Origin of the sequence: Sulfitobacter sp. TCYB15, assembly GCF_040435955.1 — a bacterium.
GTDB lineage: Bacteria > Pseudomonadota > Alphaproteobacteria > Rhodobacterales > Rhodobacteraceae > Sulfitobacter > Sulfitobacter pontiacus.
In genome coordinates, this window is the sequence record NZ_CP159193.1 from 2769469 (window position 1) to 2784445 (window position 14977).

General features: G+C 56.2%; 15 protein-coding genes and 1 tRNA gene. 10 read left to right on the forward strand and 6 right to left on the reverse strand.

Annotated features, from left to right (window positions below):
- The first annotated feature begins 1 nt into the window (after position 1).
- Positions 2 to 1249: a saccharopine dehydrogenase family protein gene (locus tag ABM428_RS13345; RefSeq protein WP_132997796.1), complete on the forward strand. Its 1248-nt coding sequence runs from the start codon at positions 2 to 4 to the stop codon at positions 1247 to 1249.
- Between the two features lie 207 nt (positions 1250 to 1456).
- Here the strand turns inward: ABM428_RS13345 and ABM428_RS13350 are convergent.
- The 4 genes from ABM428_RS13350 to ABM428_RS13365 all read right to left on the reverse strand — a co-directional run bounded on the left by ABM428_RS13350 (position 1457) and on the right by ABM428_RS13365 (position 5157).
- Positions 1457 to 1533: transfer RNA gene (locus ABM428_RS13350), tRNA-Arg, on the reverse strand.
- 77 nt (positions 1534 to 1610) lie between these two features.
- Positions 1611 to 2996, reverse strand: a complete 1386-nt coding sequence (locus ABM428_RS13355) for a HAMP domain-containing sensor histidine kinase (protein ID WP_132997797.1) — start codon at positions 2994 to 2996, stop codon at positions 1611 to 1613.
- Positions 2997 to 3007: 11 nt separating this feature from the next.
- A complete protein-coding gene (locus tag ABM428_RS13360; protein ID WP_132997798.1) occupies positions 3008 to 4426 on the reverse strand; it encodes an NAD(P)/FAD-dependent oxidoreductase in 1419 nt (472 codons plus the stop codon).
- Positions 4423 to 5157: a TVP38/TMEM64 family protein gene (locus ABM428_RS13365; RefSeq protein WP_064215823.1), complete on the reverse strand. Its 735-nt coding sequence runs from the start codon at positions 5155 to 5157 to the stop codon at positions 4423 to 4425. The genes ABM428_RS13360 and ABM428_RS13365 overlap by 4 nt, the downstream gene beginning before the upstream one ends.
- Before the next feature lie 298 nt (positions 5158 to 5455).
- Between ABM428_RS13365 and rpmH the strand changes: the two genes are divergently transcribed.
- The 9 genes from rpmH (at position 5456) to ABM428_RS13410 (ending at position 12863) form a co-directional block, all read left to right on the forward strand.
- Positions 5456 to 5590 (forward strand): 50S ribosomal protein L34, encoded by a 135-nt coding sequence (gene rpmH / locus ABM428_RS13370; RefSeq protein ID WP_005849748.1) that lies wholly within the window; start codon positions 5456 to 5458, stop codon positions 5588 to 5590.
- A 46-nt stretch (positions 5591 to 5636) separates the two neighbouring features.
- Positions 5637 to 6047 (forward strand): ribonuclease P protein component, encoded by a 411-nt coding sequence (gene rnpA, locus ABM428_RS13375; protein ID WP_132997799.1) that lies wholly within the window; start codon positions 5637 to 5639, stop codon positions 6045 to 6047.
- Positions 6044 to 6265 carry a membrane protein insertion efficiency factor YidD gene (gene yidD / locus ABM428_RS13380; RefSeq protein ID WP_132997800.1) on the forward strand — a complete coding sequence of 74 codons (222 nt, stop codon included), beginning with the start codon at positions 6044 to 6046 and terminating at the stop codon, positions 6263 to 6265. The genes rnpA and yidD overlap by 4 nt, the downstream gene beginning before the upstream one ends.
- A gap of 95 nt (positions 6266 to 6360) precedes the next feature.
- The gene (ttcA, locus tag ABM428_RS13385) at positions 6361 to 7188 is read left to right on the forward strand and encodes a tRNA 2-thiocytidine(32) synthetase TtcA (RefSeq protein WP_037965964.1); all 828 of its coding nucleotides are present in this window, start codon (positions 6361 to 6363) and stop codon (positions 7186 to 7188) included.
- A 390-nt stretch (positions 7189 to 7578) separates the two neighbouring features.
- The gene (locus ABM428_RS13390) at positions 7579 to 8349 is read left to right on the forward strand and encodes an EAL domain-containing protein (protein ID WP_132997816.1); all 771 of its coding nucleotides are present in this window, start codon (positions 7579 to 7581) and stop codon (positions 8347 to 8349) included.
- Between the two features lie 115 nt (positions 8350 to 8464).
- Positions 8465 to 10279: a membrane protein insertase YidC gene (gene yidC / locus ABM428_RS13395; RefSeq protein WP_132997801.1), complete on the forward strand. Its 1815-nt coding sequence runs from the start codon at positions 8465 to 8467 to the stop codon at positions 10277 to 10279.
- A 447-nt stretch (positions 10280 to 10726) separates the two neighbouring features.
- On the forward strand, positions 10727 to 11377 hold the full coding sequence (gene yihA, locus ABM428_RS13400) for a ribosome biogenesis GTP-binding protein YihA/YsxC (RefSeq protein WP_132997802.1): 651 nt from the start codon (positions 10727 to 10729) through the stop codon (positions 11375 to 11377).
- A gap of 30 nt (positions 11378 to 11407) precedes the next feature.
- Positions 11408 to 12271, forward strand: coding sequence for an acetylglutamate kinase (gene argB, locus ABM428_RS13405; RefSeq protein WP_174226614.1), 864 nt, complete (start codon positions 11408 to 11410; stop codon positions 12269 to 12271).
- A 94-nt stretch (positions 12272 to 12365) separates the two neighbouring features.
- Positions 12366 to 12863, forward strand: a complete 498-nt coding sequence (locus ABM428_RS13410) for a histidine phosphatase family protein (protein ID WP_353628010.1) — start codon at positions 12366 to 12368, stop codon at positions 12861 to 12863.
- 31 nt (positions 12864 to 12894) lie between these two features.
- Here ABM428_RS13410 and ABM428_RS13415 read toward each other — a convergent pair whose 3' ends face one another.
- Positions 12895 to 13665 carry an amino acid ABC transporter ATP-binding protein gene (locus tag ABM428_RS13415; RefSeq protein WP_005849767.1) on the reverse strand — a complete coding sequence of 257 codons (771 nt, stop codon included), beginning with the start codon at positions 13663 to 13665 and terminating at the stop codon, positions 12895 to 12897.
- A gap of 15 nt (positions 13666 to 13680) precedes the next feature.
- Positions 13681 to 14976 carry an amino acid ABC transporter permease gene (locus ABM428_RS13420; protein WP_005849768.1) on the reverse strand — a complete coding sequence of 432 codons (1296 nt, stop codon included), beginning with the start codon at positions 14974 to 14976 and terminating at the stop codon, positions 13681 to 13683.
- Between the last annotated feature and the right edge of the window lies 1 nt (position 14977).

Consider the following 14977-nt stretch of genomic DNA (forward strand, 5'->3'; position numbering starts at 1 on the left):
CATGAAACGTAACGTTCTTATCATCGGCGCCGGTGGCGTGGCTCAGGTCGTGGCGCATAAATGCGCGCAAAATAATGACGTGTTGGGCGATCTGCATATCGCCAGCCGCACCGTGTCAAAATGCGAAGCGATCATTGAAAGCGTGCATGCCAAAGGCGCGATGAAACAGGACGGCGTATTCAAGGCCCATGCGGTCGACGGGATGGACAGCGACGCGGTAGAGGCGCTGATCAACGACCTCGGCGTGCAGATCCTGATCAATGTCGGCTCGCCCTTCGTGAACATGACCGTGCTCGAAGCCTGCATCCGCACCGGTGTCGCCTATATCGACACGGCCATTCACGAAGACCCGACCAAAATCTGCGAAACGCCGCCTTGGTACGGCAACTACGAATGGAAACGCCGCGAGGATTGCGCCAAGGCCAACACCACCGCCATTCTGGGGGCAGGCTTCGATCCCGGTATGGTTAACGCCTTCGCCCGTTTCGCCGTGGACGAATTCATGGACGAGGTGAAATCCATCGACATCGTCGACATCAACGCAGGCAATCACGGCAAGTATTTCTCGACCAACTTCGACCCCGAGATCAACTTCCGCGAATTCACCGGCACGGTCTACAGCTGGCAGGACGGCGCGTGGCAAGAGAACAAGATGTTCGAGGTCGGCCGCGAATGGGATCTGCCCGTCGTTGGCAAGCAAAAGGCCTATATGTCCGGCCATGACGAGGTGCATTCGCTCGCCGCGAACTATCCGGAGGCCGACGTGCGCTTCTGGATGGGCTTTGGTGATCACTACATCAATGTCTTCACCGTGCTGCAGAACCTTGGCCTGCTGTCTGAACAGCCCGTTGTGACCGCAGAGGGGCTCGAGGTCGTGCCGCTGAAGGTGGTCAAAGCCGTGCTACCCGACCCATCGACCCTTGCCCCGAACTATACTGGCAAGACCTGCATTGGCGATCTGGTCAAAGGCACCAAGGACGGCAAGGATGTAGAGGTGTTTGTCTACAACGTCGCCGACCACAAGGACGCCTATAACGAGGTCGGCAGCCAGGGCATTTCCTATACCGCTGGCGTGCCCCCCGTGGCGATGGCGATGCTGATTGCCGATGGCACCTACGACACCGGCACGATGGTGAACGTCGAAGAGCTGGACCCAAAGCCGCTGTTCGCCCTGCTCGACACCATCGGTCTGCCGACCCGTGTCAAACTGGCGGATCAGGACACCGGCTGGGACGAGGCCATCGCCTAAGCCTGCCGCCTGAGGCACCCACACCAACAACCCGCGCGCCCTTGCACCCGCGCGGGTTACCTCGCCCCGAGGGGCCATACCCCCATAAAATCAAACGATTAAACACAAACAGCCCAGCGCGCGATCATGCGTGCAGGGTTATCAATTTGATTATGAAAATTGCGGACGGTTGTGCCGCCAAGTTCAAAATCTAACGATGTTTGAAAGTGGCGGACCGAGGAGGATTCGAACCCCCGACCCCCTGATTCGTAGTCAGGTACTCTATCCAGCTGAGCTATCGGTCCGTTAAGGCGGGGTTTAGTTCTGGGCGCGGGGGTTTGCAACCCCTTCTTTTGCCTAACGTGAATTTTCTTCAAACAAATTAGAAAGACCCGTCGCCCTTGGGCAATGTCACGATGAAAACCGTGCCCGACGCGCTTGTCTCTGACAGTTTGAGCGTCCCACCGTGACCGCGTACCAGCTCTGCCGCGATGGCAAGGCCCAGACCGGAGCCCCCCTTGCGCGCACCGCCCTTGAACGCAGTAAACAGATGCTCCCGCGCCTTGGGGGGAAGGCCGGGGCCGTTGTCGCTGACGCGGATCACCCAGTCGCCGGCCTGTTCACTGGCAGCAACGATGATTTCGCCGGATTTACCCGTGGCGATGATCGCCTGTCGGGCGTTGCGCACAAGATTCGCCAAGACCCTAAACAAATGTTCCGGATCGGCGCGCACGTGCAAATCTTGCGGCACGTCGCAGGTGAACGTCAGGTCCGCCCCGTTGATCGCCAGCCGCTCGCTATCAACGACGTCATCCACGATGCGCAACAGTGGCGTGACCGTCAGCGTCGGACTTGGCTCTTCCGCGCGGCCAAAGGCAAGCGTGGATTCGCACAGGTGCACGGCGCGGGTGATTGAGCTGACCAGCTTGGGGGCCATGCGTTTGACCGTCGGATCCTCGGACATTTCGATCCGGTCGGTAAACAACTGTGCCGATGTCAGTATGTTACGCAGATCGTGGCTGATCTTGCTCACCGCCTGCCCCAGCTGCGCCAGACGCTCTTTCTGGCGCAGGGCTTGGGTCAGTTCGGTTTCAAGCTTCATCAAAGCTTCCTCGGCCTCTCGCACCTCTGTCACACCAGCAGAAGGTGAAATGATTCGTCGCGCATCCTCGGGGGCAAGAGCGTAGTTCTGCATATGCCCGACCACACCCTTGATCGGTTTCAGCAAAAACGCCCGCATGGTCAGAAACAGCAAAAACGCCGTGATCATCGAGATGGCGGCAGAAAGCGCCAGTATGCGAATACCATAGTCGATCATGGCCGTCCGTAAGGAGCCCGCCTCCATCGTGATTTCGATCAGCAGGCCCGCATCCTGCACCGGGGCACCGATCACGCGGATCACCCCCGGCTCTGTTTCGGCGAGCTGATGGAACGCATCGCGAATCAACACCCATGCGGAGGCATCGCGCAGATCGTATGTTTCTTTGATCGTCTGCGACATCGGGGACGACAGTGCCAATTGCCGTATGCGGTCCCGCCGCAGCACCACATTAAACACCTGCGCGGTGCGCAACAGCTCTGCCTCAAGCTCGGGGTCGATCATATCGCTTGCGAGCAGGGTCAGCGACGCGATCTGCGCCCTCTCCAGCCGGTTCATCATGTATTCTTCGCGAAAGCGGGCGATAGAGGGCACAAAGATCAACACTTCTGCCAGCATCACAAAGATGGTGGTCAGAATAAGAAGCCTGCCAGAGAGGGATTTGAGCATAGGCGCGCGCTTTATGGAATGAACCGCTGCACCAGTCGAACGACAGTCTTGACCAAATCGCTTTCGAACAGACGCGGGCTGAAATACGCCCCCGCCGCACGTTTGTTGATTTCGCCGATGGTGGGATAAGGTGCAACCATAGACGCAATCTGGCTCATTTTCATGTTATTTGCCAGCGCCAAAGCCCACAGGTTAATCAACTCTCCTGCCTGGTAACCGACGATGCTTGCGCCCACGGGGCGCCCCTTGACCACCATGACCTTGATCAAACCTTTGGTTTTACGCTCCGCGATGGCGCGATCATTGTGGTTATAGTGAAAGCGCACGACCTCCAGCTTGTCACCGTGTTTCTCTTTGGCTTGCGCCTCGGTCAGGCCGACTTGCGACAGTTCTGGGTCGGTGTAGGTGGCCCACGGGATATGCGCCGTCTTCGCCTTGGCAGGCAGCGCGAACATCAGCGACCGGATCACGACGCCGCCGTGATAGCCCGCAACATGGGTAAATTGCATCCCGCCTGCGACGTCGCCAATGGCATAGACCTTGCGGTTGGTGGTGCGCAGGGAATCGTCAACCTTGATCCCGTTCTTGATCGGTTCGATCCCCGCTTTTTCCAGGTCCAGACGATCCGTGTTTGCCTTGCGGCCGACGGCCACCAGAAGATGCGAGCCTTTGAACACGCGTCCGTCTTTTGCTTCCACCTCTATCGCGCCGACATCCCCACGGATTTCAGCAGCTTGCGCACCTTCTGCAATCTCGATGCCTTCGTCCTTGAGCGTTTGCAAAACGATGGCGGCAAGTTCGGGGTCATCCTTTGAAAGCGCTTTATCTCCCTCGATCACGGTAACCTTGCACCCCATGCGTATATGGGCCTGCGCCATTTCCATCCCGATCGGCCCGCCACCGATGATCAGCAGATGCTCGGGCTTTTCGCGCAGATTGAACATGGTCTCGTTCGTCTCGTATGGCGTTTTATCCAGACCTGTAATCGGGGGTACCAGCGGCGATGATCCCGTCGCGATGACGATGCGCCGCGCCTTGATCACCGTATCTCCGGCCTGCACTTCGTCTTCGGAGATGAAGCGCCCGTACTCGCGGATCACGTTGACCCCGAAGCCTTCGAAGCGTTCCTGGCTGTCAACGGGCGCGATCTGCGCAATCACGTCCGCCACATGATCTTTTGCAGCGGCGTAATCTACCTCGCCCGCCGCATTGGCCACGCCATATTCCGCGCTGTGCCGCTGCCCGTAGGCCGCCTTGCCCGTAGCAATCAGCGCCTTCGACGGCACGCAGCCAAAGTTCAGGCAGTCGCCGCCCATCTTGTGCCCTTCAAGCAGCACAACATCCGCCCCCATTTGTGACGCCCCCGCCGCGACGGACAACCCGCCGGAGCCTGCGCCAATGATCAACAGGTCAGTTTTGATGCGGTTCATTTCAAAAGTTCCTTTTTGCCGGTGACAGCTTTCAACACGACGGGCAGCACCGACAAAGCGCAAAGCCCCAGAATGGGAAGCAGGATGTGAGGTTCGAATATAATGCCGAAGTCTGGCGTTTCACCCCGTGCAAAAACGGAACCCAGCCCAGCACCGATTGAGGTGAACACAAGCGACCCGGGAATGATCCCTAGAAAGGTAGAGATCACAAAGCGATAAAGAGGCACGCCCAGAAAGGCAGGAATAAGGTTGGCCACAAAGAAGGGCACCACGGGCACCAATCGTATGAAGAAAAGCATCGACCACTGGTTTTCGTCAATGCCCGCTTTGACCTTCCGCACAAGCCCCTCCGACGCGTCCATGCGCGCCTTCAATGTCTCTCCGAGACCCATACGCGCGGCAAGAAAGATCACGACCGCCCCCAGTGTCGCGCCGGTGACATTTGCCAGAACGCCGAACACTGTCCCGAATAGAAAACCGCCAGTGATTGTTGCCACACTCGCCCCTGGAAGGGAAAACCCCACAATCATGATATAAATGCCCAGAAAAACGAGGATCGTCAGCGCGTAGTGCTGGTCACGAAAAGCGATCAGCGCCTCGCGGTTGTCGCGCAGCGTCTCGAAGGTAAGGTAATCGCGCAGGGCGAAATAGCCGATCACCGCGACCGCCAAGATGACCACAAAGGGCAAGTAGCGAAACCACGAAGGCTTTTCAGAGGCTTGTGCGGACATATTGTCGGGTCACTTTCAAAAGGGTATAAGTTGCTCCTTATTAGATGGGTCAAATATCGCCAGTCAGATAGGGTGCTCACGTGTGGTTGATGTGAAGGCGGCTTTTATGACGATGTCACGGCAATTCCCAAGAAAACTGTAACATTGCGCAGATAAGCTGGCTTAATTTGTTGCAAAGGCCGAAATAACGGCACCAAGGGTTTGACTTGCCCGTGCTGCAGCTTTAGGAGCAGGGCTTGAAATGACAGTGACGCGCCGAATCTGGTCGCGTGCTAAAGTATAAAGTGGAGTCGGAGCGATGAAACGCACCTATCAACCTTCAAACCTTGTGCGCAAACGGCGCCACGGTTTCCGCGCACGCATGGCAACCAAAGCGGGTCGCAAGATCATCAACGCGCGCCGTGCACAAGGCCGGAAGGAACTGAGCGCGTAATACGCGACCTCGGTTTCAAAAAGATATGACACCGTCGGAGGCACCTATGGATGGCAGCATCGCCACACCAGAGGAAACGCTTCCGGCGGTTTCTTTACGTGTGCAAACGCTCAAAAATCGCCCCGACTTTCAACGGGCATCCCGTGCCCCTCGGGTCGCCATGCCCGGTTTCATCCTGCAGATGCGTAAACGCGCAGCGGGCGAAGCCGATGGCATACGGGTTGGGTTCACCTGCTCTAAAAAAGTGGGCAACGCCGTCGCGCGCAATCGGGCCAAACGACGTCTACGCGAAGTCGCACGCCTGACGCTCCCTCACGAGGGACGCGACGGTATGGATTATGTCCTCGTAGGTCGCAGCAATGCCACGGCATCCCTCCCTTTTGACAAATTGCAGTCGGATTTCACCAAAGCCTTGGGGATCCTGCACGGCAAGCAACGCTCTGGTTCAAAAAAGTGACCCCTTTGGCGCGCGTTTTGGCACTGCCTGTGAAAGGGTATCGCCTCGTCTTCAGCCCCTGGGTTGGCCACAACTGCCGATACCACCCGACATGCAGCGCATATGCGCTGGAAGCACTTACTAAACATGGCGGCATCCAGGGCGGCTGGCTCACCCTGCGGCGCATCGCTCGCTGCCACCCTTGGGGCGATAGCGGCATTGACAACGTACCCGACTAGCCCTTCCGCTTCTCTCCTTTCTCTACATCACCAATCGCCGCCATACACATGCACTGGCGCTTGATCGGCAAACTCAGTTGCACTAAGCCAAGCCCATGCTTGATCAACCCGAAGATATTCACCCGCTCTTCAACGGTGCCCCCCAAAGCACCGAATTTCGCAAACTGCGCAAACGTCTTGTGCGACAAACGCGCGAGGCGATTGAGCAATACGGGATGATCGAACCCGGCGGCAAATGGCTGGTTTGCATGTCCGGGGGCAAAGATAGCTACACCCTGCTGGCCATCTTGCACGAGCTCCAATGGCGCGGTCTTCTGCCCGTCGAACTGGTCGCTTGCAACCTTGATCAAGGCCAGCCCAATTTCCCCGCCACGGTCTTGCCCGCGTTTCTTGAAAAGATGGGTGTCAAACACCGAATCGAATACCAAGATACCTATTCCATCGTCATGGATAAAATACCCGCGGGCCGCACATTCTGTGCGTTGTGCAGTAGGCTTCGTCGGGGGCACCTCTATCGCATCGCACGCGAAGAAGGATGTACCGCTGTTGTCCTAGGCCACCACCGTGACGATATCCTAGAGACGTTTTTCATGAACCTGTTTCATGGCGGGCGCTTGGCGACCATGCCGCCAAAACTCGTGAACGAAGAAGGCGATCTGTTCCTATACCGCCCCCTCGCCCATGTCGCGGAGGTCGATTGCGAAAAATTCTCTACTGCCATGAATTATCCAATCATTCCGTGTGATTTGTGCGGCTCGCAAGACGGTCTGCAACGCCAGCAGGTAAAATCGATTCTAGACGGCTGGGAGGCGAATAGCCCCGGACGCCGTCAGGTGATGTTCCGCGCGCTGATGAACGCACGCCCTTCGCATCTGTTGGATCCGAACCTGTTTGATTTTGCAGGCCTCACTCGGGACAAGTAAACCCTCGAAAAGCTGAGGGTTTAATTCAAATCCTTTAGATCAAAGGCAGAACATTAATCTTTTGGTCAGAGGCAAGGGCTATCGGTATGGCGGTAACACTGTCAGCCGAGGCTTCATTTGCAACACGACCTTCAATCTAGTCGTTCCCAGCGTAGCACAACCCGTCGCCATCTACCCGCTGGCCTCGTGCTCTTGCTTGGGTTTGCGCTGTCCGTATTTTGGTTCGGCTGGCAGGGGTTGATTATCATCGGCTTTGTCGCTCCCCCTCTGCTGTATTTGGCTTCAGATAGCTGGCGCAGTACACCATCAGGACCAACGCACCCGCGCCCGCTGGAAAGGACGGCCACTGCCCGACCAAGCGGCGGCACCGATCCTACACCTCGGGAACCGATGCAGCACGCTCGAACTCTATTTCAGCCTCAGATATCCACCCATTCCGGCATGATCACCGGATTTTCTGCAGTTCCGGCCTGCCACACTAGCATGAACACCGACATGGCCGCGCCGGTCAGCACCTCGGAAATTGCAGAGGATGAAACCCTTTTCAGTCATTTCAGCAGTCTGACCCACGCGCTGCACAGGGCCAAAACCCTGCAACGAGCGTCTCACTTTCCTATTCGCATCACATGCAGCCTTTCTACCGAGCAAGTCGAGGACGTGCAGCTGGCGGCAAAACTGGAATGGGAACTTGATCGTCTTGACGTCAAACCCGGTACTTTGCGACTAGCCCTACCGCAACACCTTTGCCAGCATACGCCTTCTCACCCACTGATTTACACATGCCGTGACCTTCGTACGCTAGGATGCGGTATCGCGCTTAACGGTTTTGGCAGCGGTCCGCACTGCGTTGAGATTATTCAAAAATGCGGCGTTGACCTCGCTATTATCGACCCGTCTCTCACTAATGACGTTGATAAACACCCCAACCGTCGCCGCATCCTGTCAGCGGTAGTTGCGATGGCTCATGATTTAGGCGTCGAAACCCTGGCCTGTGATATACGAACCGCCGGAGAGCATAGCTTATTGTCTCAACTGGGCTGCGACCATGTTCAAGGCGACGGCATGGCGCCGCCCATGCAGATACACGAAGCGACCACTTGGATGCATACACATAGCCAAAAACTGACACGTCTGCCCGGTGTGGTAGGTGGCATTCGTTGATGTTTGGCTTCGGCAGATCAGTGTGCACCAAAGGGGAAAAGGCGAATCTACTTGACCTTTGGTGCCTTACTCTGTTGAACCCACGCTGATATTACAGGCATCAGGTGACGGTCACATGGACGATCAAAACAAGAATCTCATTTTCGCGACGGTTCTAAGTTTCATAGTCATCCTAGGATGGTTCATGTTGTTTCCGCCTCCGGAAACCGAAACCATCACCGACCCGGCTGCCACACAGCAAGTGACGGACGCAACATCGACAGAAGCTGTTGTCCCTTCAAGTGCCGGTGCCGCCGACAATGTGACCGACGCATCGGACGAGGCAACGGCAGCTCTCGAAGAAGCGCCGCGTATTCCCGTTGAAACGGCGCGCATTTCCGGCTCAATCTCACTGCTAGGGGGGCGGGTCGACGACCTTCATTTGAAGGATTACAACACAACTATCGAAGAAGATGCTCCTATCGTAAGCTTGCTATCACCTGCAGGCACACCCGACGCCTACTATGCGCTTTACGGCTGGGCTCCAGGTGCGGGGATTGCCCCTGAACAGGTTCCAGGACCAAACACCCTTTGGACACTTAGCCAAGGTGAAACGCTGTCAGTCGAAACCCCTGTCACGCTCACTTGGGACAACGACGCCGGTCAGCTTTTCTCACGCACCATCTCAATCGACGAAAACTATATGTTCAAGATCGAACAGAAGGTTGAGAACACTTCCGACAACTCGGTTTCGCTTGCACCTTACGGGCTAATTGCACGCCACGGTATTCCAAGCGACGCGCAGAATTTCTTCATTCTGCACGAGGGCCTTGTCGCCATGAACAATGGTGAACTGCTTGAGACCGCTTGGGATGACATTCCCGAGCTGGATGTCGTGAACGGCGTGCCATCCAAACGTATTGACGGTGTAACCAACGGCTGGATCGGCTTCACCGGGCATTATTTCATGACCAACCTGATCCCGGATCCGGCACAGCCAACGCGCTTATCAGTCAAGTACCTGCCACGCACTGAGATTTTTCAAACCGAATCCGTGATGCCGACGCAAACTGTCGCAAGCGGGCAGACAGCAACGGTCACCACACAGTTGTTCGCCGGTGCCAAAGAATGGGAAATTTTGCGCGACTATGAGGCGCAAGGCGTGTACAAGTTTATCGACTCCATCGATTGGGGCTGGTTCTTTTTCTTGACCAAACCGATCTTTTGGGTACTTCACCATCTAAACCTGCTGATCGGCAACATGGGTGTCGCGATCATCGGCCTGACATTGCTGATCAAAGCTCTGCTCTTCCCACTTGCGTATAAATCCTACGTTTCGATGGCGAAGATGAAAGAGCTTCAGCCACAGATGGAGAAGCTGAAAAAGGATGCAGGCGACGACCGTCAAAAGCTTCAACAGGGCATGATGGAGCTATATAAACGCGAGAAAGTGAACCCAGCCGCCGGCTGTCTGCCGATTTTGATGCAGATCCCGATTTTCTTTTCCCTCTACAAAGTGATCTTCGTCACGTTGGAGCTGCGCCACGCACCCTTCTTTGGCCCGTTTCAGGATTTGAGCGCCCCAGACCCGACATCTATCTTCAACTTCTATGGACTGCTGCCATGGGCTGCGCCCGAAGCAGGGACCGTTCTTGCATTGGTCTTTATCGGGATCCTACCGCTGCTGCTGGGTATTTCGATGTTCCTGCAGCAGAAACTGAACCCGGCCCCTACGGACCCCACGCAGCAGATGATCTTTGCATGGATGCCATGGGTCTTTATGTTCATGCTTGGCGGTTTCGCATCTGGCCTCGTCGTCTACTGGATCGCAAACAACACGATTACCTTTACGCAGCAGTACCTGATCATGCGCAGCCAGGGCTATAAGCCTGATATCCTAGGGAATATTAAAGGCAGCATGAAATTCGGACGGAAGGGTGATCCGAAATAATGACAACGGTGACCCAGCTCTATCGCCACCCGCTCAAAAGCAATGGTCGCGAAGAGCTGGATCATACAGCGCCCTCCACGGGGCAGCCGATGCCGTGGAACCAGACCTGGGCGGTGGCGCATGGCGCGGCGCGTCTAGATGGGAACGAATGGTCGCATTGTGCAAATTTGAGCACCGGGTCAAAAGCACCATTGGTTTGATGCCGCAACACCATGAAGCGATCTTGATTGAGTCGGGAACGACGTGTCACTTGGCGAAACTGTCCTACGCATACGGGACCGCACCAAACGGTGCCAAGCTACCACCGCGAATCGACACAACGGCGAGCGCGACATCGACATATTGCGCGTATTGAGCACTTGGGGTCACCAAGATTTCCGCGTATACGCTGAGGTCATTCACACGGGCTCCGTCGCAATTAGCGACCAGGTAAAGGTACTTTAACTCATGCAAGTCCAATTTAGCATCGCCGAAGAGCCTGATGCCTATGCAGCCGAAAAGGGCCGCATGCTATTTGCAGGCGAAACGCTGTTTGTGAAAGGCGTTGTCGCGATGGACGGCCTGCCACCCGCCGACCGGATGGAGGTGTGTTTTGCAGGGCGATCAAATGTTGGTAAATCGAGTTTGATCAATGCCTTGACGGGTACAAAAGCGCTGGCGAGAGCGTCCAACACGCCGGGGCGCACTCAAGAGATCAACTATTTTACCGCGGCCCACGATCACTACCTCGTCGATTTGCCCGGGTATGGCTATGCAAACGCCCCTCTACCCGTCGTCGAAAAATGGCAACGGTTGCTGAAACAGTACCTTTCAGGTCGGCAAACGCTCCGCCGTGCGTTTGTGCTGATCGACGCGCGGCATGGTGTGAAGAAGGTCGACGACGAAATCATGTCCTTGTTGGACAGCTCAGCCGTGACTTTTCAATGTGTCCTCACGAAAGCCGACAAGGTTAAAGAAGTAGAGCGTCAGAAAGTTCTGGATCAGGTCCGTGGTGCGCTTGCCAAGCACCCAGCCGCCTACCCCGAAATCGTGGTTACGTCTTCTGAAAAGGGCTGGGGCATCCCTACGCTCCGTGCCATTATCGCGACGTTGGAGTGACGAGCACTTCGGCGTTTACCGAGGCAGAGAATGAGAAAACAAGACATGAATCGCGATTGGATCGCCACCGCACGCACCCTGAGCCAAGCGCTCCCCTACTTGCAGCGTTACGCTGACGCGACCGTTGTTATCAAGCTGGGCGGTCACGCCATGGGCAGCGACGATGCGATGGAAGAGTTCGCGCGCGACGTAGCACTTATGCGCCAGGTCGGCGTGAACCCCGTCATCATTCACGGCGGCGGCCCGATGATCAACGACATGCTCGGCCGGCTGAACATCAAGTCCGAATTCGTAAACGGCAAACGGGTGACCGACGCTGCCACGATGGAAATCGTTGAAATGGTTCTGTCGGGCCTTGTGAACGCCCGCATCGTGCAAGCGATCACGGCACAGGGTGGGCGTTGCGTCGGTGTGTCTGGCAAGGATAGCGGCCTTATTATCTGTGACCAAGAGGACCCAGAGCTGGGGTTGGTTGGCGCACCGACCGAAGTAAACCCTCGTTTGCTCCGCGATCTAGCCGACAAAGGGATTATCCCGGTGATTGCGCCCCTTGGCATGGGCCGCAACGGCGAAACATTTAACATCAACGGCGATACTGCGGCGGGCGCGATTGCAGCTGCGCTGAAGGCAGACCGCTTGCTGCTGCTTACTGACGTTGCAGGCGTGAAGAATGCCGAAGGCGACGTGCTGACGGAGCTAACAGCGAGCCAGATACGCGAGATGGTGGCAGACGGAACGATTGCCGGTGGTATGATACCCAAAACGCAAACTGCGCTTGATGCGATCGACGGTGGCGTGCGCGCAGCGGTGATTTTGGACGGGAGAGCCCCTAACGCCTGCTTGTTGGAGCTTTTCACCGAACATGGTGCAGGCAGCATTATCCGCGGCCAGTAACAACCACTTTATAAATTACTGCATATTGCACCCTCCCCTGTTTCCGGCTGTCTGAGCTTCTCGTTTATGCGGCCGATACATTAAGGAAACGTTGATGAGACGCCTTATTCTGATGCGCCATGCAAAAGCAGGTTGGCCGGCGGGGATCGCAATGGACTTTGACCGGCCTTTGGATGACAAAGGTCGGCAAGACGCACATGCAATCGGGCAATGGCTCGACGCCGAAGACTACAGACCTGATCTTGTGCTATGCTCTGCATCTCGGCGAACGTCGGAAACGCTCGAATTTTTGGAAATTCCCTCCGCTGTTAAACGAATCTTCACAGACCGTCTTTATCTAGCAGATACAGAACGGCTGATGGCGGCCATACAGGGCGCTGAAGGGTCCACAGTTTTAGTTCTTGCGCATAACCCCGGCGTGGCAGAGATGGCGCACCTCCTGCCCCGTGTGGGTGCCACAGCTCATCTTGCAGCCGGAACCCCACCGGGTGCGACAATGGTGATGTCATTCGAAGTGGACGACTGGAGGGGTGTGCACTGGCACAGCGGCGACGTACAGGCGTACATGACGCCACGGATGCTTGCCCAATAAAAAAGGGCGGGGAAATCCCCGCCCTTGAAACTTAGTGGCCCAAAATCTGACTGAGGAAGAGCTTGGTCCTCGGGCTTTGGGGGTTGTTAAAGAACTCTTCAGGTTCGTTCTGTTCGACGATCTGGCCTTCATCCATAAAGATGACGCGGTTGGCCACCTGACGGGCAAAGCCCATCTCGTGCGTCACGCAGAGCATCGTCATGCCTTCCTCGGCCAGTTCGACCATCGTGTCCAGAACCTCTTTGATCATCTCCGGGTCCAGGGCTGAGGTTGGTTCGTCAAACAACATGATACGCGGACGCATACACAGGCTGCGCGCGATCGCCACGCGTTGCTGCTGACCACCAGAAAGCTGACCTGGGTACTTGTCCGCCTGATCCGGGATCTTAACCTTCTCAAGGAAATGCATCGCGATTTCTTCGGCTTCCTTCTTAGGTGTTTTTCGTACCCAGATCGGAGCAAGCGTGCAGTTTTCGAGGATCGTCAAGTGCGGGAAAAGGTTGAAGTGCTGGAAACACATCCCGACTTCGGAGCGGATTTTGTCGATGTTTTTAACGTCCGAAGACAGCACTGTACCGTCGACTTCGATCCGGCCTTTCTGATGCTCTTCCAAGGCATTGATACAGCGGATCAGAGTTGACTTCCCCGAGCCCGACGGTCCGGCAATAACGATACGTTCACCACGGTAAACGGTCAGATCAATATCCCGCAGCACGTGAAACGTGCCGTACCACTTGTTCATGTTCTCGATGCTGATCGCGACCTCGTTCGAGACTTTCAGCGCTTGTGCTTGTTCAGCCATAATAACAGCCTTTCCTTAATGGTGGTCGGTCTGGAGTTGACGTTCCAGCCATTGTGAATATTGCGAGATGCCGTAGCAGACGACGAAGAAGAGCAAGGCGGCAAAGCCCCACAGTTCCCAGTAAACGCCGTTCCAGTCAGTCGACGCTAGGATCGGCCCGCGGATCATCCCAACCAGGTCGAACATCGAAATAATCGACACCAGCGTAGTATCCTTGAACAGCCCGACGGCCACGTTAACGATCCCTGGGATCGAGATTTTCAAGGCTTGGGGCAAAATAATCAGGCGCATGGCCTGCGCATAATCAAGGCCCAAGCTGTCTGCGGCCTCGTATTGACCACGTGGCAAGGCTGCCAACCCGCCCCGGATCACCTCGGCAATATAGGCCGACGCGAACATGGTGATCATGATGATAACACGCAGGATCAGGTCGAAGTTTGTGCCCGGTGGCAGGAAGTACGCCAGGACCACGTTGGCAACAAAAAGCAACGTAATCAGAGGCACCCCTCGGATAAACTCAATGAAAACAACGCAGATTAGTTTGATGATCGGCAAGCTCGATTGACGACCCAGCGCAAGCAGAATGCCCATCGGCAAGGACAAAGACACACAGATCACGCCCAAGATCATGTTGAGCATAAAGCCCCCCATGTTCCGCGAGGCGACCGGTTCCAGCGCGAGCACGCCCGATAGGCTTGGCGTAATGAAGCCGCAGATAAACCACGTCACGATGCCTGCGATGAGACCCGCAAAAAGTCCGCCTGCAAAGCTTGTCTTAACGATTCTGCTGTAGACCACATAGCCAACCACAACGGCCAGCAACGCCGACAATGGCACCAAAAGGGAACCGCCCCAGATCAACCAAAAGGCGATGAAAGGGTAGATGACGGTAAAAAGGATGAGCCCACGTGGCAGATTGCTAAACAGCACCGGTGACACAGCGACGAACAGGAGCACGAATGCCAATGTCGGGCGCCAGTAGCCGTCCTGCGGATAGGCGATACCAAACAACAGTTGGTTCCAGCGTTCTGTCAGCACCGAGAAACAGCCGGCTTGGACACCGTCCAATACTTCGCGACACTCGCGAATGTTGGATGTCGTCCAAACGCCGCCCAGCAACCAAGGAAGGAAGCCGGAAAGGATCAGGTAGATAACGTACAGCGCTGCGAGCGTGAGAATGGTGTAAGGGATCGACGAAAACAGGCTTTCGCGGACCCATTTTACAGGCCCCTGCGCGGTTGGCGGGGGCGCGTGCTGTGGCAACATGGTGTCCCGCACATAAGGGACGGAGGCGGCGTGTGTATCTGACATC